At 68.3% G+C, this 25,986-nt stretch carries 23 protein-coding genes; 12 read left to right on the top strand and 11 right to left on the bottom strand.

Features of this window, described 5'->3' with window-relative positions:
- Positions 1 to 35: 35 nt before the first annotated feature.
- Together ACFOWB_RS03425 and ACFOWB_RS03420 are read right to left on the bottom strand one after the other, a co-directional pair.
- Entirely contained in the window at positions 36 to 245 is a 210-nt protein-coding gene (locus ACFOWB_RS03425; protein ID WP_261405753.1) for a cold-shock protein, read from the bottom strand.
- A gap of 260 nt (positions 246 to 505) precedes the next feature.
- Complete coding sequence (locus ACFOWB_RS03420; RefSeq protein WP_261401313.1) at positions 506 to 1,369, bottom strand: VOC family protein; 864 nt, start codon at positions 1,367 to 1,369, stop codon at positions 506 to 508.
- 221 nt (positions 1,370 to 1,590) lie between these two features.
- Here ACFOWB_RS03420 and ACFOWB_RS03415 point away from each other — a divergent pair, with 221 nt between their 5' ends.
- Positions 1,591 to 2,883, top strand: coding sequence for an adenylosuccinate synthase (locus tag ACFOWB_RS03415; RefSeq protein WP_261401314.1), 1,293 nt, complete (start codon positions 1,591 to 1,593; stop codon positions 2,881 to 2,883).
- 81 nt (positions 2,884 to 2,964) lie between these two features.
- Positions 2,965 to 4,380 carry a hypothetical protein gene (locus ACFOWB_RS03410; protein WP_261401315.1) on the top strand — a complete coding sequence of 472 codons (1,416 nt, stop codon included), beginning with the start codon at positions 2,965 to 2,967 and terminating at the stop codon, positions 4,378 to 4,380.
- Between the two features lie 185 nt (positions 4,381 to 4,565).
- On the opposite strand, the gene ACFOWB_RS03405 is transcribed toward ACFOWB_RS03410, so the two are convergent.
- The 9 genes from ACFOWB_RS03405 to ACFOWB_RS03365 form a co-directional block, all read right to left on the bottom strand.
- Positions 4,566 to 5,444 carry an RNA polymerase factor sigma-32 gene (locus ACFOWB_RS03405; RefSeq protein ID WP_378145691.1) on the bottom strand — a complete coding sequence of 293 codons (879 nt, stop codon included), beginning with the start codon at positions 5,442 to 5,444 and terminating at the stop codon, positions 4,566 to 4,568.
- A 465-nt stretch (positions 5,445 to 5,909) separates the two neighbouring features.
- Entirely contained in the window at positions 5,910 to 6,497 is a 588-nt protein-coding gene (locus ACFOWB_RS03400) for a CarD family transcriptional regulator (RefSeq protein WP_261401316.1), read from the bottom strand.
- Between the two features lie 333 nt (positions 6,498 to 6,830).
- Positions 6,831 to 7,169: a ferredoxin FdxA gene (gene fdxA / locus ACFOWB_RS03395; protein WP_261401317.1), complete on the bottom strand. Its 339-nt coding sequence runs from the start codon at positions 7,167 to 7,169 to the stop codon at positions 6,831 to 6,833.
- A 76-nt stretch (positions 7,170 to 7,245) separates the two neighbouring features.
- Positions 7,246 to 8,811 carry a SulP family inorganic anion transporter gene (locus ACFOWB_RS03390; protein ID WP_378145687.1) on the bottom strand — a complete coding sequence of 522 codons (1,566 nt, stop codon included), beginning with the start codon at positions 8,809 to 8,811 and terminating at the stop codon, positions 7,246 to 7,248.
- Between the two features lie 12 nt (positions 8,812 to 8,823).
- Entirely contained in the window at positions 8,824 to 9,510 is a 687-nt protein-coding gene (locus ACFOWB_RS03385; RefSeq protein WP_261401319.1) for a carbonic anhydrase, read from the bottom strand.
- 373 nt (positions 9,511 to 9,883) lie between these two features.
- Positions 9,884 to 10,255: an RNA-binding S4 domain-containing protein gene (locus ACFOWB_RS03380; protein ID WP_378145685.1), complete on the bottom strand. Its 372-nt coding sequence runs from the start codon at positions 10,253 to 10,255 to the stop codon at positions 9,884 to 9,886.
- Positions 10,206 to 13,673: a helicase-related protein gene (locus ACFOWB_RS03375; protein ID WP_261401321.1), complete on the bottom strand. Its 3,468-nt coding sequence runs from the start codon at positions 13,671 to 13,673 to the stop codon at positions 10,206 to 10,208. The genes ACFOWB_RS03380 and ACFOWB_RS03375 overlap by 50 nt, the downstream gene beginning before the upstream one ends.
- Before the next feature lie 223 nt (positions 13,674 to 13,896).
- Positions 13,897 to 14,175 carry a hypothetical protein gene (locus ACFOWB_RS03370; RefSeq protein ID WP_378145683.1) on the bottom strand — a complete coding sequence of 93 codons (279 nt, stop codon included), beginning with the start codon at positions 14,173 to 14,175 and terminating at the stop codon, positions 13,897 to 13,899.
- A gap of 56 nt (positions 14,176 to 14,231) precedes the next feature.
- On the bottom strand, positions 14,232 to 15,224 hold the full coding sequence (locus ACFOWB_RS03365) for a DUF3108 domain-containing protein (RefSeq protein WP_378145681.1): 993 nt from the start codon (positions 15,222 to 15,224) through the stop codon (positions 14,232 to 14,234).
- Between the two features lie 208 nt (positions 15,225 to 15,432).
- Between ACFOWB_RS03365 and rpmB the strand changes: the two genes are divergently transcribed.
- From rpmB to ACFOWB_RS03315, 10 genes are all read left to right on the top strand, one after another.
- Positions 15,433 to 15,744 carry a 50S ribosomal protein L28 gene (gene rpmB, locus ACFOWB_RS03360; RefSeq protein WP_261401324.1) on the top strand — a complete coding sequence of 104 codons (312 nt, stop codon included), beginning with the start codon at positions 15,433 to 15,435 and terminating at the stop codon, positions 15,742 to 15,744.
- Between the two features lie 74 nt (positions 15,745 to 15,818).
- Positions 15,819 to 16,376, top strand: a complete 558-nt coding sequence (locus ACFOWB_RS03355; RefSeq protein ID WP_378145678.1) for a queuosine precursor transporter — start codon at positions 15,819 to 15,821, stop codon at positions 16,374 to 16,376.
- A gap of 325 nt (positions 16,377 to 16,701) precedes the next feature.
- Complete coding sequence (locus tag ACFOWB_RS03350; RefSeq protein ID WP_378145676.1) at positions 16,702 to 17,910, top strand: aminotransferase class V-fold PLP-dependent enzyme; 1,209 nt, start codon at positions 16,702 to 16,704, stop codon at positions 17,908 to 17,910.
- 122 nt (positions 17,911 to 18,032) lie between these two features.
- Positions 18,033 to 18,974: a D-2-hydroxyacid dehydrogenase gene (locus ACFOWB_RS03345; protein ID WP_261401325.1), complete on the top strand. Its 942-nt coding sequence runs from the start codon at positions 18,033 to 18,035 to the stop codon at positions 18,972 to 18,974.
- Complete coding sequence (locus ACFOWB_RS03340) at positions 18,971 to 19,168, top strand: hypothetical protein (RefSeq protein WP_378145674.1); 198 nt, start codon at positions 18,971 to 18,973, stop codon at positions 19,166 to 19,168. Before ACFOWB_RS03345 ends, ACFOWB_RS03340 begins: the two co-directional genes overlap by 4 nt.
- A gap of 106 nt (positions 19,169 to 19,274) precedes the next feature.
- Positions 19,275 to 20,141 (top strand): NADP-dependent methylenetetrahydromethanopterin/methylenetetrahydrofolate dehydrogenase, encoded by an 867-nt coding sequence (locus tag ACFOWB_RS03335; RefSeq protein WP_261401327.1) that lies wholly within the window; start codon positions 19,275 to 19,277, stop codon positions 20,139 to 20,141.
- Positions 20,141 to 20,770: a methenyltetrahydrofolate cyclohydrolase gene (gene fchA, locus ACFOWB_RS03330; protein ID WP_378145672.1), complete on the top strand. Its 630-nt coding sequence runs from the start codon at positions 20,141 to 20,143 to the stop codon at positions 20,768 to 20,770. Before ACFOWB_RS03335 ends, fchA begins: the two co-directional genes overlap by 1 nt.
- 143 nt (positions 20,771 to 20,913) lie before the next feature.
- Positions 20,914 to 22,095 carry a malate--CoA ligase subunit beta gene (locus tag ACFOWB_RS03325; RefSeq protein WP_378145670.1) on the top strand — a complete coding sequence of 394 codons (1,182 nt, stop codon included), beginning with the start codon at positions 20,914 to 20,916 and terminating at the stop codon, positions 22,093 to 22,095.
- Between the two features lie 21 nt (positions 22,096 to 22,116).
- A complete protein-coding gene (gene sucD, locus ACFOWB_RS03320) occupies positions 22,117 to 23,016 on the top strand; it encodes a succinate--CoA ligase subunit alpha (RefSeq protein ID WP_261401329.1) in 900 nt (299 codons plus the stop codon).
- A gap of 121 nt (positions 23,017 to 23,137) precedes the next feature.
- Positions 23,138 to 25,906, top strand: a complete 2,769-nt coding sequence (locus tag ACFOWB_RS03315) for a phosphoenolpyruvate carboxylase (protein WP_378145667.1) — start codon at positions 23,138 to 23,140, stop codon at positions 25,904 to 25,906.
- Positions 25,907 to 25,986: the final 80 nt, after the last annotated feature.

Here is a 25,986-nt window from a genome sequence, read left to right as displayed (position 1 = left end):
GCCCCGGCCTTGATGCGCGAGATGTGTGAGGCCGATCACTCGGCCTGAAGGTTCTCGGCCGCGCTCTTTCCGGAACGCTTGTCCTGCACGACCTCGAACGAGACCTTCTGACCCTCGACGAGGGTGTGCAGCCCAGAGCGCTCGACCGCGGAAATGTGGACGAACACGTCCCCGCCGCCGGTTTCCGGGGCGATGAAGCCGTAACCCTTCTGGACGTTGAAAAACTTGACCGTGCCGACCGGCATGATGAGCCCTTTCAAGGCGATAATTTTCGGCGCGGAACGCCCGCGTCGTTCAACCGAATTTGAAAGAGATCTTCAGCGTCTGTTGTCGACGCTGCAACCAGCCAGCAAAATCGATGAGAGCCATTTATTTCCTCACGGCGAGTTTTGCAAACGATAAATCCGTCTACAATTTTGGAGTCAGTCCAATTTTCCAAGGCCGTTGTGACGGTTAGGGCCGGATTGAACGCGGTTTCTGGAAAATTTGTTGCCTGGTGCTGAAGTCATCGCGCCGGTTCGCGCATGACGGCGATCGCGCCGGACGGCTCGCGGGCGAGCAACGTCTCGCTGCGCCTTTCGAACGCGACTCCCGCTGCGTCGAGCCTCGTCGCCGTCGTGGCGAGCGTCCCGGCCGGGATCGTGACCTCGAAGGAGGCGAGCCTGGCGCAATCCTCGGGAGCGGGCTTGCGTCCCCGCGACCGCCAGACATTGGCGGCCACATGATGGTGATAGCCGCCGGCGCTCATGAACAGCGCGCCCGGATAGGTGGTCATGAGCTCGAGACCGACCGCGTCGACCCAGAAGGCGCGCGCCTCGTCGAGATCGCCGACCTGGAAATGCAGATGCCCCACGGTCGTCGCCGCCGGCGCCGGCGCGTCGAGGGCTGCGTCGCGCGCAAGCTCCGCCACGAGGCCGCGCTGGTCGATCGGCTCGGTCGCCATCTTCAGCCGGCCGTCGGCGTAGGGCCATTCGGACTTCGGGCGGTCGCGATAGATCTCGATCCCGAGGCCGTCGGGGTCGTCGAGATAGATCGCCTCGCTGACGAGATGGTCGGAGGCGCCGGTGAGAAGGCCGGCGTTGGCGAGGCGCGCGAAGGCGGTGGCGAGCGCCGCGCGGTCGGGCAGCAGGAAGGCGACGTGGAAAAGGCCGGCGGCGTCCGCGGGCTTCGGCCGGGCGTCGCGGCTTTCCGTCAGCCGCAGAATCGGGCGCCCGCCTTCGCCGCCGAGCTCCACCATGTCCGCGGTCTCGCGAAGACGCCGGAGGCCGACCGCCCGCTCATAGAACCCGGCCGAGCGCGCGAGGTCGGAGACGGCGAGCTCCGCAAGCTCGAGCGAGAGGGCTGGAAGCGGCGCGGCGTCTTGAGACATCTGGGAACCTCGGGGGGACCGTTCGGACCGCAGAGATCGGGATTGGCGGCCGCCGCCGCAACGGCGAAACGGCCGACGCAAGTCTTCGCATGCAGTCTCGCCGTCGAAGCCTTGCCACTCACCCGCCGATCCTTTAGCAAGCCGCGGGAAGACCCCGGCGCTTCCCGCCGGGGTTTTTTATTGTCCGCGCCCTGAAGGGGCTGCGTGAAAGGTGAGGTCGCATGGCCAACGTCGTGGTCGTCGGCGCCCAGTGGGGCGATGAGGGCAAGGGCAAGATCGTCGACTGGCTGTCGGAGAAAGCCGACGTCGTCGTGCGCTTCCAGGGCGGCCACAACGCCGGCCACACGCTCGTCATCGGCGAGAACGTCTACAAGCTCTCGCTGCTGCCTTCGGGCGTGGTGCGGCCCGACAAGCTCTCGATCATCGGCAACGGCGTGGTGGTGGACCCGCACGCGCTGGCGAGCGAGATCGAGAAGCTGAAGGGCCAGGGCGTCGCCATCACGCCCGAGAACCTCAAGGTGGCGGACAACGCCACGCTGATCCTGTCGGTCCATCGCGAGCTCGACGCGCTGCGCGAGGGCTCCAACGAGGGCACCCGCATCGGCACCACCAAGCGCGGCATCGGCCCGGCCTATGAGGACAAGGTCGGCCGCCGCGCCATCCGCCTGCGCGACCTCGCCAATCTGCCGACGCTCGGCCCGAAGATCGACCGGCTGCTCAGCCACCACAATGCGCTGCGCCGCGGTTTCGGCCTTGAGGAGCTCACCCGCGAGTCGATCTACGAAGAACTCGCGAGCGCCGCTCCCAAGGTGCTGCCCTACGTCGAGGCGGTGTGGGAGATCCTCGACGAGCGCGTGCGCGCCGGCCAGCGCATCCTGTTCGAAGGCGCGCAGGGCGCGCTGCTCGACGTCGACCACGGCACCTATCCGTTCGTGACCTCGTCCAACACCACCGCGGGCCAGGCGGCGACGGGCTCGGGCCTCGGCCCGCGCGCGGTCGGCTACGTGCTCGGCATCGCCAAGGCCTACACCACCCGCGTCGGCGAGGGGCCGTTCCCGACCGAGCTCACCGACGAGATCGGCCGGCGCCTGGGCGAGCGCGGTCACGAGTTCGGCACCGTGACGGGCCGCCCGCGCCGTTGCGGTTGGCTCGACGCTGTGGCGTTGCGCCAGACGGCGCGCATCTCCGGCATCGACGGCATCGCGCTGACGAAGCTCGACGTGCTCGACGGGCTGTCCGAGATCAAGGTCTGCGTGGGCTACGAGCTCGACGGCCAGACCATCAACCGGCTGCCCGCGAGCCAGGGCGCGCAGTCGAGGATCCGCCCGATCTACGAGACGATCGAAGGCTGGTCGGGCACCACCGCGGGCGCCCGTTCCTGGGGCGCGCTGCCGGCGCAGGCGGTCAAATATGTCCGCCGGGTCGAGGAGCTGATCGGCTGTCCGATCACGCTCGTCTCCACTTCGCCGGAAAGGGAAGACACCATCCTCGTCGCCGATCCCTTCGAGGACTGAAGAAAAACCTTCGGGAATACCCTGACCCCCGTGGCTTTCTCGCCCTCGACGCAGAGCGGGCGCTGGCTTATGTCGTGATCTATGGCCGACTATTTCCCAGTCCTCTCGCGCGCCGTCGCGGGACTCGAGAACAACACGCCCGAAGCGCGCCGCGCCGTCTATGAACGCGCGCGGGCGGCCATCACGCGTCAGCTAAGGGCGATCGAGCCGCCGCTGTCGGAAGACGACATCGGTCGCGAGCAGTCGCAGCTCGAAGAGGCGATCCGGCGGATCGAGACGGGGGCCGGCGCGCCTGCGTCCGCCGCCGCGGCTCCCGCCGCGCCGCGCGCCCCGGCTCCGCCGCCTCGCCCCTCCGCTCCGCCGCCGCCCGCCAACGCGGCGGAGGCGCGGCCCTCCGCCTCCACCGCGCCGAAGCCCGAACCACGCCGCGAAAAGCCCGCGCCGGATGCCGCCGCCGACCGTCCGGCCCAGTCGCGCCCCTCCGTGCGCGCCGACGGGCGCCCCATCATCCAGTCCGGCGCCGCCGCGCGCGACCAGCAGGGGACGAAGCGCTCCGGGCCGATGGTCGCGATCGCGGCGCTCGCCGTCATCGCGGTCGGCGCCGGGCTGTTCGCCGCCCGCGGCCAGATCGCGGCGCTGTTCGGGGGCGGAACCCCGTCCACGCAGCAGACGGCCGAGCGTCCGCAGACGTCCGAGCCGCCCGCCGCGACGAGCGATGAGAAGGCCTCCGACCGCCTGACGCAGGACGGCGCCGAGACGCCCGCCCCGCAGGCGGAGCCGTCCGCGCCCGCGGCCCAGCCCGAGCAGGACGTCGCCCGCGCCCCCGAGCCGACCGCGCCGCCGCCGAGCGAGGCCGCGCCCGCGGCCCAGCCGGCGACGCCCGCCCAGCCGGCGCAGGAAGACGCCGGCCAGGCCGGTCCGCTGGTCGCCCAGCGCGCGGTTCTTTACGAGGAAGGGCCCAACCAGCAGTCCGGCGAGGCCTCGCAGGGCACGGTGACGTGGCGCACCGAATCGGTGAGCGGCGGCCCTGACCAGGCGCTCGAGACCGCGCTGCGCGGCGACATCGACATCCCGGGCCGCAAGCTGCGCGCGACGCTGACGATCCGCCGCAACGCCGACGCGACGCTGCCGGCGAGCCACACGATCGAGATCCAGTTCACCCTGCCGGAAGACTTCCCGAACGCGGGCATCTCCAACGTGCCGGGCGTGCTGATGAAGGCCGACGAGGCGGCCCGCGGCGCGGCGGTTTCCGGCCTGTCGGTGCGGGTGACGAGCGGCTTCTTTCTGATCGGCCTGTCGAACATGGACACCGAGCGCTCGGTGAACGAGCAGTTGCTGCGCGACCGCGGTTGGATCGACATCCCGATCCTCTACGACAACGGCCGCCGCGCCGTGCTGACGCTTGAGAAGGGCACGCCGGGCTCGCAGGCGTTCCAGGAGGCCTTTTCGGCCTGGCGCAGCGCCTCCACCTCGCCAGCGCCGCCCGCCAATCCCTGAAGCCTGGCGCCGTTTCGTCGCCTGACGATCGCGAGACGGGCGGTTCAGCCGCCATCCCGGGTCTTCGGGGACGACGGTGGAGAAGCCTCCGCTTTTCCGAAGGACCGGACGCGCGCATGAAAAAGCCCCGGCCGCTTGCGGCGACCGGGGCTTTTAAACCTGTGCGGCGTCGGGCCGCCGGTCCGTCAGTGCGCGGCGACGCCCATCGCTTCCTGCGGATGGCGCTCGACCAGCGCGCGGCGGAGCTTTTCCAGCGCGCGGTTCTCGATCTGGCGGACGCGTTCCTTGGAGATCCCGAGCTTTTCGCCGAGCGCCTCGAGCGTCACGGCGCTTTCGGCGAGGCGGCGGGCGCGCACGATCTTCAGTTCCCGCTCATTCAGCACGCTGAGCGCGGCGCGGAGCCAGCGCACGCGACGCTCGGTGTCGATCGAGTCGCCGACCGTCTCGTCGGGCAGCGGCGCGCCGTCGACGAGAAAATCCACGCGTTCGGAGGAGGAGTTCGGGTCGCTGTCGATCATCGGGGCGTTGAGCGACATGTCGGGACCGGACAGGCGCGAATCCATCAGCGCCACGTCGTTCACCGAAACGCCGACGGCCTCGGCGATCTTGCCGTGCAGGACGCCGGGGGCCATGGGCTCGCCGTTCTTGGACAGGCGGGCGCGCAGGCGGCGCAGATTGAAGAACAGCGCCTTCTGGGCGGAGCTGGTGCCGCCGCGCACGATCGACCAGTTGCGCAGGATGTGGTCCTGGATCGCGGCGCGGATCCACCAGGTGGCGTAGGTGGAGAAGCGCACCTCGCGTTCCGGCTCGAAGCGGGCGGCGGCCTCCAGCAGTCCGACATGTCCCTCCTGGATGAGGTCGGGCATCGGCAGGCCGTAGTGACGGAAGCGGGCCGCGATCGCGATCACCAGCCGCATATGAGCGGCGGCCAGTCGGTGCAGCGCCTGCTCGTCCTTGTCGTCCTTCCATTGCACGGCGAGCTGATGCTCTTCGTCCCGTTCCAGAAACGGCGCCTCCATCGCGGCGCGAACGAAACGACGGCGGACGCCGGCCATTTGGGACATTTTGCAACTCCCCTCGGACGCCGCCGGTGGACGACGTTCACCCATCTCCAACGCGCGGGGAGCCAAAAAGGACGGACGAAAAATGGAGAATCGCGATCACGGTTTCGTGATCAAGCGTTTCAAGGCCTTGTCGGCGTCGGGATGCGACCCACACGTCGACCGTCATTTTCGAACGTCAAGGTCAAGACGCCGCGCAGTCGGAGATCGCCGAACGCAACGCCGGTCCGGCGGCTGGTTTCGTCGACCGCCCATCAGCTGGGAGTCAGACGCCCCATTCCGCCTCTTCGGCGCGGATGACGGCGAGGTCGGCTGACAGATATGCGAGCGACGGCCCGACCGATCGGCGCTCGTCGCCACGATGCGGTGGCGGCAAGGCGCAAGCTGTGTCGATCGCGCGCCGGGAGCTGAAACGAAAAAGCCCGGCGCAGGCGCCGGGCTTCGTCGTTCGAAGAAAGAGGGGTCTTGTCAGGCCGCCTCGTCCTGGGCCTCGCCCTCGGAGTCCGCCTCGGCCTCGGCCTCTTCGGCCTTGCCGCGACGCGGGCCCTTGGCGAGCTGGGCCTCGATGAGCTTCTGGGCCTCGATGTCCGACAGCTTCTGGACGGCCGCGACCTCACGCATCATGCGGTCGAGGGCCGACTCATAGAGCTGGCGCTCGCTGTAGGACTGCTCCGGCTGGGTGTCGGCGCGGAACAGGTCGCGGACCACCTCGGCGATCGAGATGAGGTCGCCGGAGTTGATCTTCGCTTCGTATTCCTGGGCGCGGCGGCTCCACATGGTCTTCTTCACGCGCGCGCGGCCGGTCAGCGTCTCGAGCGCCTTGGCGACGAGGTCCGGCTCGGAAAGCTTGCGCATGCCGGCCGAAGAAATCTTCGCCACGGGAACGCGCAGGGTCATCTTGTCCTTCTCGAAGTTGATGACGAACAGCTCGAGCGTATGCCCGGCGATCACCTGCTCCTCGATCGCGACGATGCGGCCGACGCCGTGCGACGGGTAGACCACGTGCTCTCCGGTCTTGAAGCCCTGCTTGCCCTGCGACGTTTTCTTGGTGGTCATGCCGGTCCGCACTCCTTGCCGCGCCGGACAGAAGCGTCCGGAGCATCGACTTGATCCGGCCAAAAGGGCCGGCGCTCCGGTCGGAAGGCGCGCAAGGCGAGCGCCCGCGGCGAGCGGGCGTTCAAGTCTTTCGACAGCGCAAGAGGCTTCCCGTCCGACGCCGTCGGCTGCGGAAAATCGCTTGTTCCAGAATGAGTGCCGAAAGATTCCGTCACAGGACGGACGGTGCGGCGTCGTGTTCGACCGTTGTGTCGTATGTAACACGAACGGTCTTAAAAATCAATCAGAGCGCGGTTGACGGCGCATGCCCGGCGGCGCAGCCCAGAGGCCGCGTCAGTCGCCTTCGCCGGGCTCCGGAGAGAAATACGTCTCCAGCTTGCCGGTCTTGCCGTCGAACTCCTTGGCGTCGTCCGGGGGGTCGCGCTTGATGGTGATGTTGGGCCACGTGCGGGCGTAATCGCCGTTAAGCTTAACCCAAGATTCGAGCCCAGGCTCGGTGTCCGGCTTGATCGCCTCGGCCGGGCATTCCGGCTCGCACACCCCGCAGTCGATGCATTCGTCGGGGTGAATGACGAGCATGTTCTCGCCTTCATAGAAGCAGTCGACGGGGCAGACCTCGACGCAGTCCATGTATTTGCAGCGGATGCAGTTATCGGTGACCACGTAGGTCATCGGCGTCTCCCGTACTCAAGACGCTCGACGTAGCGAAGGCGCCGGGACCGCGCAAGGGTCCCGGCGCAACGAGGGGTTACCTTTCAGGCTGAGCGAGCGCCGCCGCGAGCCGTTCCTCGTGGCGCGCGGAGGGTCGTTCGAGGTGGACGCGCGCGCCGCCGCCGTTCGACCGGCGGTCCGCCCATTCGGTCAGCATCTCGCGCGTGGTGTGGTCGATGTAGTCGAGTCGGCGGGTCTCGAGCTTCACGTCGGTGCCCGCCGGCACGTCCGCCAGCGCCTTCTCGAGCTGCGGCAGCTGCAGGAAGGTGGCCGAGCCCGCGAGGCGGACCGAGACCGAGCCGTCTTTCTCCTCGCCGGTATGGACGACGAGATAGCGCTTCCTGAGATGCGGCACGATCTCGACCATCGCGAGCGCCAGGCCGACGAGGACGCCGGTCAGGAGATCGACCGCCACGACAAGGATCAGCGTCGCGGCCCACACCGCCGCCGGCAGCGCGCCGTGGCGCTGAAACAGGCCGCGGGCGTGCTCCAACTGGATCAGTCGCCAGCCGGTGACGATCAGAATGCCCGCGAGCGCCGCCGTCGGCACCAGCTCAAGCGCCTGCGGCAGCGCCGCGACGAAGGCGAGCAGCCACAGCCCGTGCAGGATCGCGGACCAGCGCGATCTGGCGCCCGCCTGCACATTGGCCGAGGAGCGCACGATCACGCCCGTCATCGGCAACGCGCCGAAGAGCCCGCAGACGGCGTTGCCGACGCCCTGCGCGCCGAGCTCGCGATTGTACTTCGCGCGCGGCCCGTCGTGCATCTTGTCGACAGCGGCGACCGACAGCATCGTTTCGGCGCTCGCGATCACGGCGATCACAAGGGCTGCCAGAAGCACGCTCGGGCTCGCCAGCTGGCCGAACTCGAACAGGCCCGGCAGCGCGAAGACGTTGGCGAACACGTCCTCGGGGACCGCGACGTGCTTGATCGGCAGCGCCAGCAGTTCGGCGATGGCCGAACCCGCCACGACGCCGACGAGCGCGCCGGGCAGCACCTTCAGCTTGGCCGGCCGGAACTTCTCCCAACCGAGCATCACCGCGATGGTGGCGAGGCCGACCGCGAGCGCGGTCGCGCCCTGCGGCGTCGACAGGCTCACGACGTCGCCGAAGGCCTGCGGAATCGCGATGAGGCTCTGCAGCGCGTTGGGGAGCGGCGCGGCGTCGATCAGCACGTGGAGCTGGACGACGACGATCAGCACGCCGATGCCGGCGAGCATGCCGTGCACCACGGCGGGCGAGATCGCCTTGAACCACGCGCCGAGGCCGAGCATGCCGGCCACGACCTGGATCGCGCCGGCGGCGAGCACGATGGGCCCGAGCGCCGCGATCCCGTGCTCGCGCACGATCTCGAAGATGATGACGGCGAGACCGGCGGCCGGGCCGGACACCTGCAGCGGCGCGCCGCCGATCAGGCCGACGAGAACGCCACCGACGACGCCCGAGATGATGCCGAGCTCGGCCGGGACGCCCGACGCGAGCGCGATGCCGAGACAAAGCGGAATCGCGACCATGAAGACCACGATGGAGGCCGGCAGATCCCGGCTCAGAAGGTCGCGCGAAAGGGTGGCCGGCAAGCCGGCGGAGACAGGTCCGATTTTCATGGGAGCTTCTCCTTATTCGGCCGCGACGGAGAGGGTCGAGGCGCGAGGCGCCGGCGCGACCGCCACGGGCGCGTCGTCGCCCATGATCGGCAGGAACTCGTTGGCGTCTCCGTCGAGCGCGAGGATCCGTCCCGTCTCGATCTCGAAATACCAGCCGTGGAGGCGCAGCTCGCCGCGGGCGAGCTTGGCGGCGACCGACGGGTGGGTGCGCAGGTGGTCGATCTGCACGCGCACGTTCTCGAGCGCGAGCGCCTTGACGGCCTCGTCCTCGTCCATGTCGGCCGGATAAGCCTCGCAGACGATGCGTTGGGCGGCGGTGCCGTGCTTCAGCCAGGCGGCGACGTTCGGCATCGGCTCGAGGCTGGCGGGGTTGCGCAGCGCCTTCATGGCCCCGCAGCAGGAGTGGCCGCAGACCACGATGTCGGTCACGCCGAGCGCGACCACGGCGTATTCGATGGCGGAGGAGACGCCGCCGTTCATCTGGGCGAAGGGCGGCACGATGTTGCCGGCGTTGCGCGTCACGAAGATCTCGCCGGGGCGCGCCTGAGTGAGGTGCTCGGGCGCGACGCGGCTGTCGGCGCAGGCGATGACGAGGGCGTGGGGGCTCTGTCCTTCGCGGGCAAGACGCTCGTAGAGAGCGCTGTCGCGGCTGAAGACTTCGCCCTGAAAACGCGACGCGGCGTGGATGATGTCGGCCATTTGCGGCTCCTTGAGAGGGTTTGGATGGTCGTGAAGTGTTCCCGCACTGCACAAGGCATGATGAGAGTTTGCCGAAAATGATCGGCTGACAACCGAACTCACGCGCTCGTGACAAACTAAAAAATGAGCACCGCTGCGTAATGAGCGATCACAGATCTGCGACTGAACGTAGTTGTGCCACACGGAAACCAAACTGCTCAGTGTCCGCAGTTTAACAACTTCTCATTAAGGCGCGTTGAAGGTCCGATTAAAACTCATTGAGAAGGTCGTGGCCGAAATGTGTGCGAATCAACTGCTCAGGCGCGATGAATAAGGCGCGGAAATGTCAAAACTGCAGAAATAAAACGCGCGCAATGTATTGTGCGACGCAGGATCAATCGCGCGCATCGGGATTGCGGTAGAGCATTTGGGCTTCGACCGCAGGGCCGCGCCGCTCGCCAAGATCGACGATCTCCAGGACGAGAACGGATCGATCGAGCGCGATCGTCAGGACGTCGCCGACCCGCACGGCGCGGCCGGCTGCGTCGATCCGCCGCCCGTTGAGGCGCACATGTCCGGACTGCGCAAGCTTCGCGGCGAGGCTGCGCGTCTTGACCACCCGCGCGCGCCACATCCAGACGTCGACGCGCGCCGAGGTCGTGGGCGGCGAGGCAGGCGAAGCCCCTGAGTCGTGGCCAGTTCTTCGACTGCCCCGCTCAGGCGTCGCCGTCGGGCCCCTTGCCCTTGCCCGGCCCCTTGCCTTCAAGCTGAGCCTTCAGCGCCGCGAGCTTGGCGAAGGGCGAGTCTGGATCGAGCGCCCGCTCGGGCCGCTTAGGCCCGGCCTGCATCGGGCCGTCGAACCCGCGCTTGCCGCGGTCGCCGCGTTCTGGCCGCGGACCGCGGCGGTCGCCGCCGCCCGGGCGTCCCTCGCCGCCGGGACGACCCGTCCCGCCTGGACGGCCGCCGAACTTCCGCTCGCCGCGCTGATCGCCCTGGCGGGGCTCGCCGGAACGCTGCTCGCCAGCTTTCTGGTCGCCAGTCCTCTGTTCGCCCTGACGGGGGCCGCGGTCTCCGCCGGCGCGGGGGCCGGAATGCCGGCGATCGCCGCCCGGCCGTCCACCGGGGCGCGCCTCGCCCTCGGGCCGCGGCTCGCCGGGCCTGCCGGGACCGCGGCGGTTGTCGCGACCGGGACGCTGCTCGCGACGGCCGAAGCCGCCGGGACGCCAGACCTCGATGAATTCGGGCTCGACCGCCGCGGCGTCGGCCGCGGGCGTGGCCGTGGCGTCCGGAGCGGCCTCCTCGGCGGCCTCGACGCTGGCTTCGGCGACGGCTTCAGCGGCTTCTGCAGTCGGCTCGGCGCCGGGAGCCGCCTCCTCGACGGCTTCGGCGGCGGTCTCGATCGCGATGTCGTCCGACGCGGCGGGATCGAGCAGGGCGGGCGCGTCTTCCGCTGCGTCGAACACCGGGGCGTCGGCCACGGGCGCCGACTCCGCGGCGGGTTCTTCCGCTGACGCAGTCTCAGACTCCACCGCCTCAGCGGCCGGTTCCTCGGCAGGAGCCGCATCGACGGCTTCGCTGGAGGCGTCGATCGTTCCGGAATCCGGAACGGAGGTCTCGACCGTCTCGGCGATCTCGCCCGCGGCTGCTTCCGCAGTCGACTCGGCGGCTGGCGCGGCCGCCGCCGCAGGCTCCGGAGCCGCCGGCTTGGGCTTGCGCTCCATGCGGTAGCCGAGCGCGCGCAGGATCGCGGCGAAGTCCTCGCCCGAGCAGCCGGCGAGCGACGTCATGGCGACCGTCACCGTAAATCCGTAGCCGTCGGTCGCGCCGGGGGGAGGGGTTCCGGGCTGGCCGGGCTTCCAGGCGATCGCGGGGCGGATGAGGTCGGCGAGGCGCTCGAGAATGTCGACGCGGATCGCCCGCGCTCCGCAGACCCGGTAGCCGAGCGCGCGATACACGCCCTTGTCGATCTGCGGGTCGGCCGGCATCGACGTGCGGCCCGCGGCGGCGAGATGCGCCACGTCCCCGACATTGGAGTCCGTGTCGAGGTCGTGGGTCAGCGCCCAGAGCTGGGCCGCGAGCGCGCGCGGCGCGGGCTTCATCAGCAGCGGCAGATAGATGTGATGCGCGCCGAACCGGACCCCGTGCTTGCGCAGCGCCGCGCGGGCGGTCTGGTCGAGGCCCTTCACCTCTTCCGCGACGCGCGCCCGGTCGAGCACGCCGAGCTCCTCCACAAGCTGGTACGCGACTCCGCGCGCGACCCCGGTGACGTCTTCGGCGGTCTCAAGCGCGGCGAGCGGCCCGAGCAGCTTCGTCACATGAGCGCGCAGCCACTGGTCGAGACGCTTGTCGACCTGCTCGCGCGCGGTCCCCGTCAGCTGGTCGTCGGCGAAGACGCGGATCTTCGGCGCAAGCGTCTTGTCGCCCTTCGCAATGCGGCCCACGAGCTCGCCCTGCCATCGCACGGCGCCGTCGGCCGCCAGCACGATGTCGCCGTCGGAGGAGTTGGCGAAGCGGTTCGCGCGCGTCTCGATCTCGCCGCTCAGCGCCTTGGCGGCGGCGGCGCGCAGCGCCTTGCCGTCCGGCCCATCGCCGGAAATCTCCGGCGCGAACTGGAAGCCGGCGAGGCGCCCGACATGGTGCCCCTCGACCTTGACGCCGCCGTCCTTGTCGATTTCCGCTTCCATTCTTTCATTTTCCCTGAGGCGGCGCATGAGCACGCTCGTGCGCCGGTCGACGAAACGCTGGGCGAGCCTGTCGTGAAGCGCGTCGGAGAGCCTGTCCTCGACGGCGCGGGTCACCCCTTGCCAATGTTCCGGGTTGTCCAGCCAGTCGGGCCGGTTCGCGACGAATGTCCACGTCCTGACATGCGCGATCCGGGCTGACAATGTGTCGATGTCGCCGTCCGTCCGATCCGTGACGGCGACTTGCCGCGCGAACCAGTCGGTCGGAACCTTACCCAAACGGACCAGAAAACCATAGAGGTCGGCGAGAAGTTCCGTGTGCTGCGTCGGCGCGATCTTGCGGTAGTCCGGAACGAGGCAGACGTCCCAGAGCAGCGACACGGCGCGCGCGCCGCGTGCGGCGTCCCGGATCTCGGGCTGGCGCGCGAGGCTCATGAGCGCCTTGAGGTCGTCGGCGTCCGGCGCGCGGGTGAGGCCGGCCTCCGCGGGCGGCCGCGATAGGCTGTCGATCAGCCGCTCGACGCTCGAGAAGTCGAGCGCCCGATTGCGCCACTGCGCCACCCTGACGCTCTCGAACTTGTGGCCTTCGAGCCGCTCGACGAGTTCCGGCTCGAAGGGCGGGCAGCGTCCGGTGGTGCCGAAGCTGCCGTCCCTCAAATGTCGCCCGGCCCGGCCGGCGATCTGCGCCATCTCGGACGGATTGAGGCGGCGGAACTGGTGGCCGTCGAACTTCCGGTCGCCCGCGAAGGCCACATGGTCGACGTCGAGATTGAGTCCCATGCCGATGGCGTCGGTCGCGATCAGGTAGTCGACGTCGCCCGCCTGATACATCGCGACCTGGGCGTTTCGAGTGCGCGGGCTCAGAGCGCCGAGCACCACCGCGGCCCCGCCGCGCTGCCGGCGGATAAGCTCGGCGATGGCGTAGACCTCCTCGGAGGAGAACGCCACGATCGCGGTCCGGCGCGGCAGGCGAGACAGCTTCTTCTCGCCGGCGAAGACGAGGTTGGAGAGCCGCGGCCGCGTGACGACGTTCGCGCCGGGCAAAAGCTGCTCGACGAGCGGGCGCATGGTGGCTGCGCCGAGCGCGAGCGTCTCGTAGCGTCCGCGCAAGTTTAGAAGGCGGTCGGTGAACACGTGACCGCGGTCGAGATCGGCGGCGAGCTGGATCTCGTCGATCGCGACGAAATCGACGTCGAGGTCGCGTGGCATCGCTTCGACGGTCGCGACCCAGAAGCGCGCGCCCTGCGGCTTGATCTTCTCCTCGCCGGTGACGAGCGCGACCTTCTCGGCCCCGACCTTCTCGACCAGCCGACCATAGACCTCGCGCGCCAGCAGGCGCAGCGGCAGGCCGATGAGGCCAGAGCCGTGCGCCGCCATGCGCTCGATGGCGAGATGGGTCTTGCCGGTGTTGGTGGGGCCGAGAACCGCCGTCACGCCCCGGCCGCGCATGGGGGCGAGAATTTCGGAGGCGGGGGCCGGCGCAAGCTCGGCGACGTCGGTCATGCACCGTTCCTTAACCGGCGGTCCGGCGCGAGGCGATGCGACATAAGCCGCGATTTCGCGAACGGCCGCGGAACGAACACGGGGCGAATCGACGACCCGGGGTCGATTCCTGATTCGTTCCAAGGGTTTAGCCGAAACGCTTCGTTAAGGGTCTCCGACGTGGCGGCGGACCTCGCTCGTGCGCCCAGCCGGGGCCGGAACGCCTCGACTAGCATTCCTGACGCTAGCGCTGCATGCTCTCGCAGACGAAGGCGTCCCGATGCGGCTCGCATCGGTATCCGCAATGGTAGGAGCCGTCGCCGCTCCAGCCGCGCTCGGCGAGCTTGGCGACCGCCGCGGCGCGGCAGTCTTCGAGCGATCGGAACAGTCCCACGGATTCCGGCTGTCCGGCCACGTCCTTGCGCGGCGCGACGACGAGCGCCGTCCACGGGCTGGCCTCGCCGCAGGCCGCGAGCGCCGCGCAGGCGAGGAGCGCCAGCGCCTGCCAGACGCTCGGGGTCATCGCCCATTTGCGGATCCGGCGGGTCTTCGTCTGATCAGCCCCGCCGCCCGTCATCTCTAGAGATCGACGCCCTTGCCGCCGCCGGCCTTGCCTTGTCCGACCTTGCCCTCGTCGACCACGAAGGAGGTCGCGGTGATCACCGCGAGCCCGTATTGGGTGCGGACGGAGATCTTCCAGGGCATCAGCGCGCGCGTGCCGGCCACGGGCGCCATCCAGACCTCCATCTCCTTGTTGTTCTCCATGAACTTCACGTTGTCCTTGTCGGGACGGTGGCCGGCGATCGCCTTGTAGCTCGCGCGGCAGACCACGAGCTTGCCCTCGTAGTTGCCCTTGGCGTTGGGGTCGGCGTTTTCGGAGGTGTCGGGCTTGGCCGTCTCCATCCGGTCGTAGCGCAGCGCGACGTCGTAGCGCTGGCGGCCGTCGAACACCGGCAGCGTGCGGTCGCACGCCTTCTCCGAGAGCGGGTCTCCGCCGCCCGACACCGGCATCATGACGGCGCTCAGCGGATCCACGATGTTGCGCTTGTCGGCCTCCGTCACCGGAATGACGTTGCTGTTCGGCTTCGGCGGCGGCTCGACCGAGAGCTGGCGCACCGAGCCGCCGGCGAGGGCGAAGCGGATGACCTGGCCCTTGTCCTTGGCGCGGGTGTTGATGGCGTAGGCGGCCGGAACGACCCGCGCCTCGCCGTAGGAGCCGCGAGAGGTCGCCGCCGCCTTGCCGCCGGTGATGAACTTGACGAGCCCGCTCATGCGCACGCTGAGATTGATGTCGTAGGTCGACGTGCCGATGCCGGTCTGCATCGTGGCGGTTCCGATGTCGAACCCCGCGACCGAGACGGCGTAGCGGGCGCGCACGCGGGTTTCGGCCGCGGCGGGGAGGGCGAAAGCGGGGCCGAGCGCCGCCATGAAAGCGAGCGTCGCGGCGACGCGCCGATGGCGGGGCCTTGCGGCCGGGAAAGCGAACTGCATGGTGCTCTTCGACTGACGATGCGGCGCCAGGATCGGCCGGCCGCTGATCTTTGACGGCAGCGTACCGCTGATTCGGTCCATTGTGAGGCTCTCCCAAGGCGCGCGGAAGCCGCCGCGAACAGCAGTTTCGGCGGCCGGCGTCCGCAAGCTTCCTTGACCGCGCGGCCGCGCTCATCTATAGCGCCGCCTTCTCATTCACCGTCCGCGGGCGCGCGCCCGTCCGGTTCCGGCCGGAACGGACGCCAGACGCCGTCTTCGGACGGCGAAACGACTTTCAGGAGTACGCCCCATGTCGCGGCGTTGCGAATTGACCGGCAAGGCCGTCCTCGTCGGCCACAAGGTCAGCCATTCGAACCACAAGACCAAGCGGACCTTCCGCCCGAACCTCGTGCGGGTCTCGCTGATCTCCGAAGCGCTCGGCCAGTCGGTGCGCCTGCGCGTGTCGGCCAACGCCCTGCGTTCGGTCGAGCATCGCGGCGGCCTCGACGCCTTCCTTACGAAGGCCTCCGAGACCGACCTCAGCCAGGGCGCGCGCGAGCTGAAGCGCAAGATCGCCAAGGCTGGCGCCGAGACCGGCTCCGAGCAGCAGGCGGCGTCCTGATCGACGCCGACGCGGATCGCGGGGCCGCGCCCCCGGCCGCATCGCTCAAGGATCTGATCCTGCCCGTCGCCGCGATGACCCTGTTCGTCGCGGCGTCGAACGTTCTTGTCCAGCATCCCGTGACCATTTCGGGCCTCGAGGACAAGCTGACCTGGGGCGCGTTCGCCTATCCGGTCGCGTTCCTGGTCACCGATCTCACCAATCGCCGCTTCGGGCCTGCGGCCGCGCGTCGCGCGGTCTATGCGGGCTTCGCGATCGCGGTCGTCCTCTCGCTGATGCTCGCGACCCCGCGCATCGCGCTCGCGTCCGGAACCGCCTTCCTGCTCGGGCAACTGCTCGACGTCTCGGTGTTCGCGAAGCTGCGCCGCGGAACGTGGTGGCGCGCGCCGTTGGTCGCGAGCCTGCTCGGTTCCCTGCTCGACACGTTCCTGTTCTTTTCTCTGGCTTTCTGGGGCGATCCGGCGATGTCGGGCGCCACGCCTCTGCTTGGCCTCGCGGTCGTTCCGCTGTGGCTGAGCCTCGCGGTGTTCGACTTCGTCGTGAAGGCTGTCGGCGCCGGGCTTCTGCTTGCGCCCTACGGCGCGCTGATGGGCGTCGTGCGCCCGTTCGAGCGGGTCTCCACGGCCCGCTGACGCCGCCCGTCCTGCGCCGCTGAGCACGCTCTCAGCCTGGACCTATCCAAAAGTATCGGTCGAAACTCGCGCGCCAAAAGGCTCATGGTGCGCCAGACGCCGACTGCGCGCCGAACGTCCTTGCAAGATCAGTTAGATAGACGCGTTCTATCAAGCGATTATAGACAAGTAGGCGATCAGATCGGGCGGGAGAACAACCGGCCTGAAACCTTGAGACAGAATGTCTGAAGGTTTCAGTTTTTCAAAATCCGTGACTAGCTGTCGCATAGTCAAACTTAACGCACCGGCTATCTTGCCGGCCAAGAAGGCTCCAAAGGAGGAAACCATGGCGAGACGCCCCGGTCGCAATTTTCTCTTCGTCCCCGGTCCGACCAACGTTCCGGAGCGGGTTCTCCGCGCCATGGTGGTCAGCCAGGAGGACCACCGTTCTCCGATCTTCCCGGAGCTGACCAAGCCGCTCTACGAGGGCCTGAAGAAGGTCTTCAAGACCAAGGACGGCCAGGTCTTCATCTTCCCGTCCTCCGGCACCGGCGGCTGGGAAGCGGCGCTCACCAACACGCTCGCCCCCGGCGACCGCGTGCTGACCGCGCGCTTCGGCCAGTTCTCCCACCTCTGGACCGACATGGCCCAGCGCCTCGGCCTCGACGTCGTCGTCCAGGAAGAGGAATGGGGCACGGGCGCCCATGAGGAGAAGATCGAGGAGGCTCTGGTCGCGGACAAGGAGCACCGGATCAAGGCCGTCATGGTCGTGCACAACGAGACCGCGACGGGCGTCACCTCCAACATCGGCGCGATCCGCAAGGCGATGGACGCCGCCGGCCACCCGGCGCTGCTGTTCGTGGACTCGGTCTCGGGCCTCGGCTCGATCGACTTCCGCTTCGACGAATGGAAGGTCGACTGCGCGGTGTCGGGCTCCCAGAAGGGCCTGATGCTCCCGGCCGGCCTCGGCTTCGTCTGCGTCAGCCAGAAGGCGCTGGGCGTGCGCAAGAACGCGGGCCTCAACAAGGTCTATTTCGACTTCCAGGACCACATCAACACCAACCCCTCGGGCTACTTCCCTTACACGCCCGCCACGCCCCTGCTGCACGGCCTGCGCGAGGCGCTTCAGTGCATCGAGGACGAGGGTCTGGAGAACATCTTCCACCGCCACCACGTGCTCGCCTCGGCGACCCGCGCGGCCGTCGACGCCTGGGGCCTCAAGCTCTGCGCGAAGTCGCCCCGTTGGCACTCCGACACGGTGTCGGCGATCCTGGCTCCGGAAGGGATCGACGCCGCCAAGATCATCAGCCACGCGTACAACCGCTATAACCTCGCGCTCGGCGCGGGCCTCTCGAAGGTCGCCGGCAAGGTGTTCCGCATCGGCCATATCGGCGACCTGAACGAGCTTATGCTGCTCGGCGCGCTCTCGGGCGCCGAGATGTCGATGCTCGACAACGGCGTGAAGATCCAAGCGGGCTCGGGCGTCGGCGCCGCGCAGGAATATCTGCGCGACAACCCGCTCGCCAAGGCTGAGCCGGCCCCCAAGGCGGCCTGATCGCGCGAAAGTTCAGCAGCCCGTGGCACGCCAGTGTGCCACGGGCTGCGCGCGCGCCATAATGTCCGCCATCACGACCTGGCCGCGGGAGCCAACCCGCGGCCCAACACCGGGGAAACGCCGTGAGCCGCAAGATCGTCTTTCTCGACCGCGAGAGCGTCGACGCCAACGTCCGCCGTCCGAATTTCGAGCACGACTACGTCGAATATGACTCGACCTGGACGTCAGAGGACATTGTGGAGCGTCTCAAGGACGCCGACATCGCGCTGATCAACAAGGTGCCGATGCGCGCCGAGACGCTGAAGCAGCTTCCGAAGCTCAAGCTGATCGCGGTCGCGGCGACCGGCACCGACATCGTCGACAAGAAGCAGGCCAAGGAGCAGGGGATCACGATCTCCAACATCCGCGGCTACGCCTTCAACACCGTGCCGGAGCACGTCATCGGCCTGCTGTTCTCGCTGCGCCGCGCGATCGTGCCCTACGCCAACTCGGTGAAGCGCGGCGATTGGAACAAGTCCTCGCAGTTCTGCTACTTCGACTATCCGATCTACGACATCGCCGGCTCGACGCTCGGCATCGTGGGCTACGGCGCGCTCGGCAAGTCGATCGGCAAGCGCGCGGAAGCGCTCGGCATGAAGATCCTGCCCTATGACGTCTTCCCGCAGGAGGGGCTGGTCGATTTCGAGACCGTGCTGACCCAGTCGGACGCCATCACCATCCATGTGCCGCTGACGCCCGACACCAAGAACATGTTCGGGGCCGAGCAGTTCAAGAAGATGAAGAAGCATGCGCTTCTCATCAACACGGCGCGCGGCGGCCTCGTCGACGAGGCGGCGCTGCTCGAGGCGCTGAAGAGCGGCGAGATCGGCGGCGCAGGCTTCGACGTCGTGGCGCAGGAGCCTCCGAAGGACGGCAACATCCTGTGCGACGCCGACCTGCCGAACCTGATCGTGACGCCGCATGTCGCCTGGGCCTCCAAGGAGGCGATGCAGATCCTCGCCGACCAGCTCATCGACAACGTCGAGAACTTCGTGGCGGGCAAGCCGTCCAACGTCGTCGAATGACGGAGGCTGAGCGCGGACGCCGCCGCGAGGCCGACCTCGCGGCGCTGAAGAACGCGTTCATCGAGAACGCGGGCCGGGGCGACGACGCCGCGGCCCCGCAGTCCGACGCGGATCGCCCGTATGTCGCGGGCGCGCTTGCCGCCTCCGCAGCCGCGCAATCCGCCGGCGAGCAGGACGCGAACACGGCCGGCTGACATCCCGCCGGCCGGAGATTTAGGAACACCAGCGGGCTCCGAAGACGGGCCCCGAGGGCCGTAGCGGCCCGCACAAGCGAGGCCGCAAGGGCCCCAAGGACAGGCGATGACCAAGAAGCTGCTCTTCCAGTTCGACACCGACCCGACCCCGAGCGTCTTCGACGTGGTGGTGGGCTATGACGGCGGCGCCGACCACATCACCGGTTACGGCGGCGTGACGCCCGACAACGTCGGCGCCTATGTGGACGGCACGATCTACACCCGCGGCGGCAAGGAGAAGCAGTCGACCGCGATCTTCGTCGGCGGCGGCGACATGGCGGCCGGCGAGGCGGTCTACGACGCCGTCCAGAAGCGCTTCTTCGGCCCGTTCCGCGTCTCCACCATGCTCGACTCCAACGGCTCGAACACGACCGCCGCCGCCGGCGTCGCGCTCGCGGTCAAAGCCGCCGGCGGCTCGGTTCAGGGCAAGCGCGCCGTGATCCTGGCCGGCACCGGTCCGGTCGGCATGCGCTCCGCCGCGATGCTCGGCAAGGAGGGCGCGACCGTCGCTGTCGTGGGCCGCGCTTTGGACAAGGCCCAGAAGGCCGCCGACAACATCGAGAAGCGCTTCGGCGTGAAGGTGGAGGCGATCGAAGCCAAGTCCGGCGAAGACCGCGCCAAGGCGGTCGCTGGCGCGAACCTCGTGTTCTCGGCCGGCGCCATCGGCCTCGAGCTGCTCGCCGAAGACGTCTGGAAGAACGAGAAGTCGATCGAGATCCTGGTCGACTACAACGCCCAGCCCCCGCTCGGCATCGGCGGCATCGACGCCATGGACAAGGCCAAGGAGCGCCACGGCAAGCTCGCGATCGGCGCGCTCGGCCTCGGCGGTCTGAAGCTCAAGCTCCACCGCACGCTGATCGGCAAGCTGTTCGAGGCCGCCGACCAGTCGTTCGACGCCGACGAGATCTACGCGCTCGCGAAAGAGATGGCGTGATGGCCGAGACGCAAAGCATCGGCGCTTTCCTCGACGACCTCGCCTCCGAGCGCTCGACGCCCGGCGGCGGGGGCGCGGCCGCGATCTCCGGCGCGATGGGCGCCGCGCTCGTCTCGATGGTCTGCAACCTCACCATCGGCAAGCCGAAATATGTCGAGGTCGAAGCCGAGCTGAAGGAGGTGCTGGCGGAGTCCGAGCGTCTTCGGGCCGAGCTCACCACCGCGATCGGCGACGACGTGAAGGCCTTCGACGCCGTGATGGGGGCCTATGGCCTGCCGAAGGGCGAGACCGACGACGAGAAGGCCGCCCGCACCGCCAAGATCCAGGCGGCGCTGAAGGAGGCGACCGACGTGCCGCTCGAATGCGCGCGGCTTTGCGCCGAGGTCGTCAAACTGTCGAAGGTCGTCGCCCATAAGGGCAATCTCAACGTGGTGTCGGACGCCGGCGTCGCGGTGCAGTCGGCCTATGCCGGGCTGATGAGCGCGGCGCTCAACGTGCGCGTCAACGCCAAGTCGATCAAGGACCGCGACTTCGCCGAGGAGCGGCTGGCGGAGCTCGAGGAGCTGCTTTCCGAGGCGCGGAGCGAGACCAAGCTGATCTATGGCGTGGTCAAGGACAAGCTCGGCTGATCGACTGGATCGATCGTCCGATCAGTCTGATTCATCAGGCGTTTTACGAAAGTCGGGACTGACCGGACGATCGCCGGCGTATAAGAATTGCTTTCGGAGCAAGACAAGAGATTCAGACATACTGAATACCAGAGGAGGCCGAGATGGACGTTCACGAGTACCAGGCGAAAGAGTTGCTTTCGGGGTTCGGAGTGGCCGTCGCGAAGGGCGCCGTGGCGTTCAGTCCCGACCAGGCGGTCTATGCGGCCACGGAGCTCGGCGGATCCTACTGGGCGGTCAAGGCCCAGATCCATGCCGGCGCCCGCGGCAAGGCCGGCGGCATCAAGCTCTGCCGCACTTATAACGAGGTGCGCGACGCCGCCAAGGGCATGCTCGGCAAGAAGCTCGTGACCAAGCAGACGGGCCCCGAGGGCAAGCCCGTCCAGCGGGTCTATATCGAGGTCGCCGATCCCTTCGATCGCGAGCTCTATCTCGGCTACGTGCTCGACCGGAAGGCCGAGCGCGTGCGCGTCATCGCCTCGACCGAGGGCGGGATGGAGATCGAGGAGATCGCCGAGAAGAATCCCGAGGCGCTGATCCAGGTGGTGGTGGAGCCCGCGGTCGGCCTCCAGCAGTTCGAAGCCCGCGAGATCGCCTTCAGGCTCGGCCTCAACATCAAGCAGGTCTCGGCCGCGGTGAAGACGATCATGAACGCCTACCGGGCGTTCCGCGACACCGACTGCCAGATGCTCGAGATCAACCCGCTGGTCGTCACCAAGGACGACCGGGTGCTGGCGCTCGACGCCAAGATGTCGTTCGACGACAACGCGCTGTTCCGGCGCCGCAACGTCGCCGACATGCACGATCCCTCGCAGTCCGATCCGCGAGAGGCTCAAGCCGCCGAGCACAGCCTCAACTACATCGGGCTCGAGGGCGAGATCGGCTGCATCGTGAACGGCGCAGGTCTCGCGATGGCCACCATGGACATGATCAAGCACGCCGGCGGCAGCCCCGCGAACTTCCTCGACGTCGGCGGCGGCGCTTCTCCCGAGCGCGTCGCGACCGCCTTCAGCCTCGTCCTGTCGGACAAGAACGTGAAGGCGATCCTGGTCAACATCTTCGCGGGCATCAACCGTTGCGACTGGGTGGCCCAGGGCGTCGTTCAGGCGGCGAAGGAAGTCGACATGAAGGTGCCGCTGATCGTTCGGCTCGCCGGCACCAACGTCGAGGCCGGCAAGAAGATCCTGAGCGAGAGCGGGCTCGACCTCATCACCGCCGACACGCTGTCGGAGGCCGCGAGCAAGGCCGTCGCCGCCTGCCAGGGCGTCAAGAAGAACGCGGCCTGAGGAACAGGGGAGGACACGACCATGAGCATTCTCATCGACGAAAAGACCCCGATCATCGTGCAGGGCGTCACCGGCGATAAGGGCACGTTCCACGCCAAGGAGATGATCGAGTACGGCTCGAACGTCGTCGGCGGCGTGACGCCCGGAAAGGGCGGGCGGACGCATCTCGGCCTGCCCGTCTTCAACACGGTCAAGGAAGCCGTGCAGGAGACCGGAGCCACGACCTCGATCACCTTCGTGGCGCCGCCCTTCGCGGCCGACGCGCTGATGGAGGCGGCGGATGCGGGCCTAAAGCTCGTCTGCTCGATCACCGACGGCATCCCGGCGCAGGACATGATGCGCGTGAAGCGCTACCTCTACCGGTACCCGAAGAGCCAGCGCACCATGGTGGTGGGCCCGAACTGCGCCGGCATCATCTCGCCGGGCAAGTCGATGCTCGGAATCATGCCGGGCCATATCTACAAGCAGGGCAATGTCGGCGTGATCTCGCGCTCCGGCACGCTCGGCTACGAGGCCGCCTCCCAGATGAAGGCGCTCGGCATCGGCATCTCGACCTCGGTCGGCATCGGCGGCGATCCGATCAACGGCTCGTCGTTCCTCGACCATCTCGCGCTCTTCGAAGAGGATCCCGACACCCATGCGGTTCTGATGATCGGCGAGATCGGCGGCCCGCAGGAAGCCGAGGCTTCGGCCTGGATCAAGGAGAACTTCTCGAAGCCCGTGATCGGTTTCGTGGCGGGCTTGACGGCGCCGAAGGGCAGGCGCATGGGCCATGCCGGGGCGATCATCTCGGCGACCGGCGACAGCGCCGCCGAGAAGGCCGAGATCATGCGGTCATACGGCCTGACCGTCGCCCCCGACCCGGGCTCGTTTGGCACGACGGTTGCTGAAGTGCTCGGGAAGACCCGCAAGGCCGCCTGAGGCCGCCCGCCCGTCCGATCGGCGCGGCGGCCTCCGGACCACCGCCGCGCCGGGTCATCGAACGTCCCGCCCCCCGGGCGCCCGCGTCGGCGGCCCGCCCGAAAAGCCGTGGAGTGAAGCGATGACGATGCTCGCCGAAGCAGCGCCGCCGGTCGAAGAGGCCGCCCCGTTCGAGCCGCCGGTGATCACCGGCACCGAGCCGACCGCCGCGACCGAAATCCTGTTCCACGCCCTGCTGCAGATCTGCCGCCGCCACGAGCCGCAGCTCGAGCGGGTGCTCAAAGGCGAGGCGGACATCGCCAAGCTGACGCCCGAGCTGATGAGCCGCGCGCTTCAGCTTCAGGGGATCTGGTTCCGGCTGCTGTCGATCGTCGAAGAGAACACCGCGATGCGCCGCCGCCGCCATGCGGAGCGCAATCACGGCCGGGCCGAGGTCAACGGCACCTTCTCGAAGGTTCTGGCGCAGGCCGCGGCCGCGGGCGTCAAGGCCGCCGAAGTGCAGACGATGCTGAAGGGCCTGCGCATCCGCCCGACCATCACGGCGCATCCGACGGAGTCGAAGCGCGTCACGGTGCTGGAGAAGCTCCGCAAGATCTATCTGCTGCTGCTCGAGCTCGAGCTGCCGCGCTGGACCGAGCGCGAGCGCAACGCGCTGGTGAACGACCTCAGCGACCAGATCGAACTCATCTTCCTCACCGGCGAGCTGCAGCTCGAAAAGGCGACGGTGGTGCGCGAAGTCTCGTGGGCGCTGCACTTCTTCGACGAGAGCCTGTTCGAGATGCTGCCCGAGGTGCTGACCTCGCTCGAGACCTCGCTCGCCGAGCATTATCCGGACGACAATTTCGAGGCGCCGCCCTTCTTCCAGTTCGGCTGCTGGGTCGGCGGCGACCGCGACGGCAACCCCTTCGTCACCCATGACGTCACCCGCACCACGCTCAAGCGCAACGCGCGCGCCTCGATGCGCCGCTTCCGCACCCGCATCTCGGATCTCGGCAAGCACCTGTCGATCACCGAGCGCGTGCTGCCGACGCCGGTCGCGTTTCGCAAGGAGTTGAAGGCGCTGCTCGACCAGTCGGGCGACGGCGAGGCGATCGCGGCGCGGAACCCGGGCGAACACTTCCGCCAGTTCCTCACCTGCGTCCTGCGCAAGCTCGACGCCACGATCGAGCGCAACAAGGAGGAGCCGATCATCCTGCCCGGCGCCTGGTACGCCGACGCCGACCAGATCATCGGCGATCTCAAGACCCTGGAGCACGGGCTGATCGAGGGCGACTGCCGCTCGCTCGCGGTCAATCAGGTGCGTCCCGTGCGGCGCATGGTCGAGCTGTTCCGCTTCTCCACCTGCCACCTCGACATCCGCGAGAACTCGACGCGCACCACCAACGCGCTGAAGGAGATCTGGGCCTCGATCGAAGGCGGCGAGCCGGACGAGGCGCCGGATCTCGAAAGCTCCGAATGGCGCGCCTGGCTGACCGCCGAGCTGTCGAAGCCGCGCACCAAGCTCCGTGACCTGCCGAAGCTCTCCGAAGAGAGCAGGGAGACGCTCGCGACCTTCGCGCTCGTCGGCGAGATGCGGGCCGGCATCGACCGCGAGGCGGTCGGCTGCTTTATCCTGTCGATGACGCGCTCGGTGAACGACATCCTCGGCGTCTATCTGCTGGCCAAGGAAGCCCGGATCTATCTGGACAGCCCGGGCGTGGAGATTTGCCAGCTACCGATCGTGCCGCTGTTCGAAACCATCGAAGATTTGCGCGCCGCCCCCGCCATCATGAAAGAGCTGCTGGCGATCCCGCTGGTTCGCCGCTCGGTGCGCTGGCAGGGCGGTTTCCAGGAGGTGATGGTCGGCTATTCGGACAGCAACAAGGACGGCGGCTACTTCGCGTCCAACTGGGAGCTTTACAAGGCGCAGGCCAAGCTCACCGAGGTCGGCGAGCAGGCCAGCGTGCCGATCGCCTTTTTCCACGGCCGCGGCGGCTCGGTGTCGCGCGGCGGCGCGCCGACCGCCCGCGCCATCGAGGCGCTGCCGCAGGGCTCGATCAACCGCCAGTACCGCGTCACCGACCAGGGCGAGGTCGTCTCGTTCAAATATTCCAACCGCGGCACCGCCGCCTACCAGATGGAGCTGACCGCGGCTTCCGTGCTCGAGCACGCGCTCCTGTCGATGCGCGACGTCCAGCCCTGGAAGGCGGAGTTCGACGACGCAATGGAGGCGCTCTCGGGCGCCTCGCGCGCGATCTACACGCAGCTCATCAATCACGACGGCTTCGTCGAATATTTCCAGAACGCGAGCCCGCTCGACGAGCTGGCGCTCCTCAACATCGGCTCGCGTCCCGCCCGCCGCTTCGGCGCGCGCTCGCTTTCGGACCTGCGCGCCATTCCTTGGGTTTTCGCCTGGGCGCAGAACCGGCACATCATCACCGGCTGGTATGGCATCGGCTCGGGGCTGAAGAACTTCATCGAGGTGCGGGGCGAGCAGGGCGAAGAGCTGCTGAAGCGCATGTTCGAGAAATCGAAGCCCTTCCGGCTCATCCTCGATGAGGTCGAGAAGACGCTGCGGATGGTCGATCTCTCGATCGCCCGTGAATATTCGAAGCTCGCGCCCGACCAGAAGACCCGTGACGAGGTCTTCGGCCTCATCGAAGCCGAATACGCGCTCACCTGCGAGATGTGCCTGCGCGTCTCCGGCGGCGGCGAGATCGCGTTCCGCTACCCCGCGTTCCGCGAGCGCCTCGCCGAGCGCCTGCCGGTCATCAACCAGGTGAGCCGCGAGCAGGTCGAACTGCTGCGCCTCTACCGGGGCGAGACCGACGAGTTCAAGCGCGACGAGATCAAGTCGGCGCTGCTGCTTTCCATCAACTGCATCTCGGTCGGCTTCGGCGCGACGGGGTGACGCGATGACCTTCTAAGGCCGAATTGCGCGCCGCGGGACGCCGCCCTAAAGGCCGTCCTTAAGCGCCCGATTGGCTGAAC

The sequence above is a fragment of the Chenggangzhangella methanolivorans genome (assembly GCF_042648545.1).
In the GTDB taxonomy this organism is placed as follows: domain Bacteria; phylum Pseudomonadota; class Alphaproteobacteria; order Rhizobiales; family Methylopilaceae; genus Methylopila; species Methylopila methanolivorans.
This window is presented reverse-complemented; position numbering and strand designations above follow the sequence as displayed.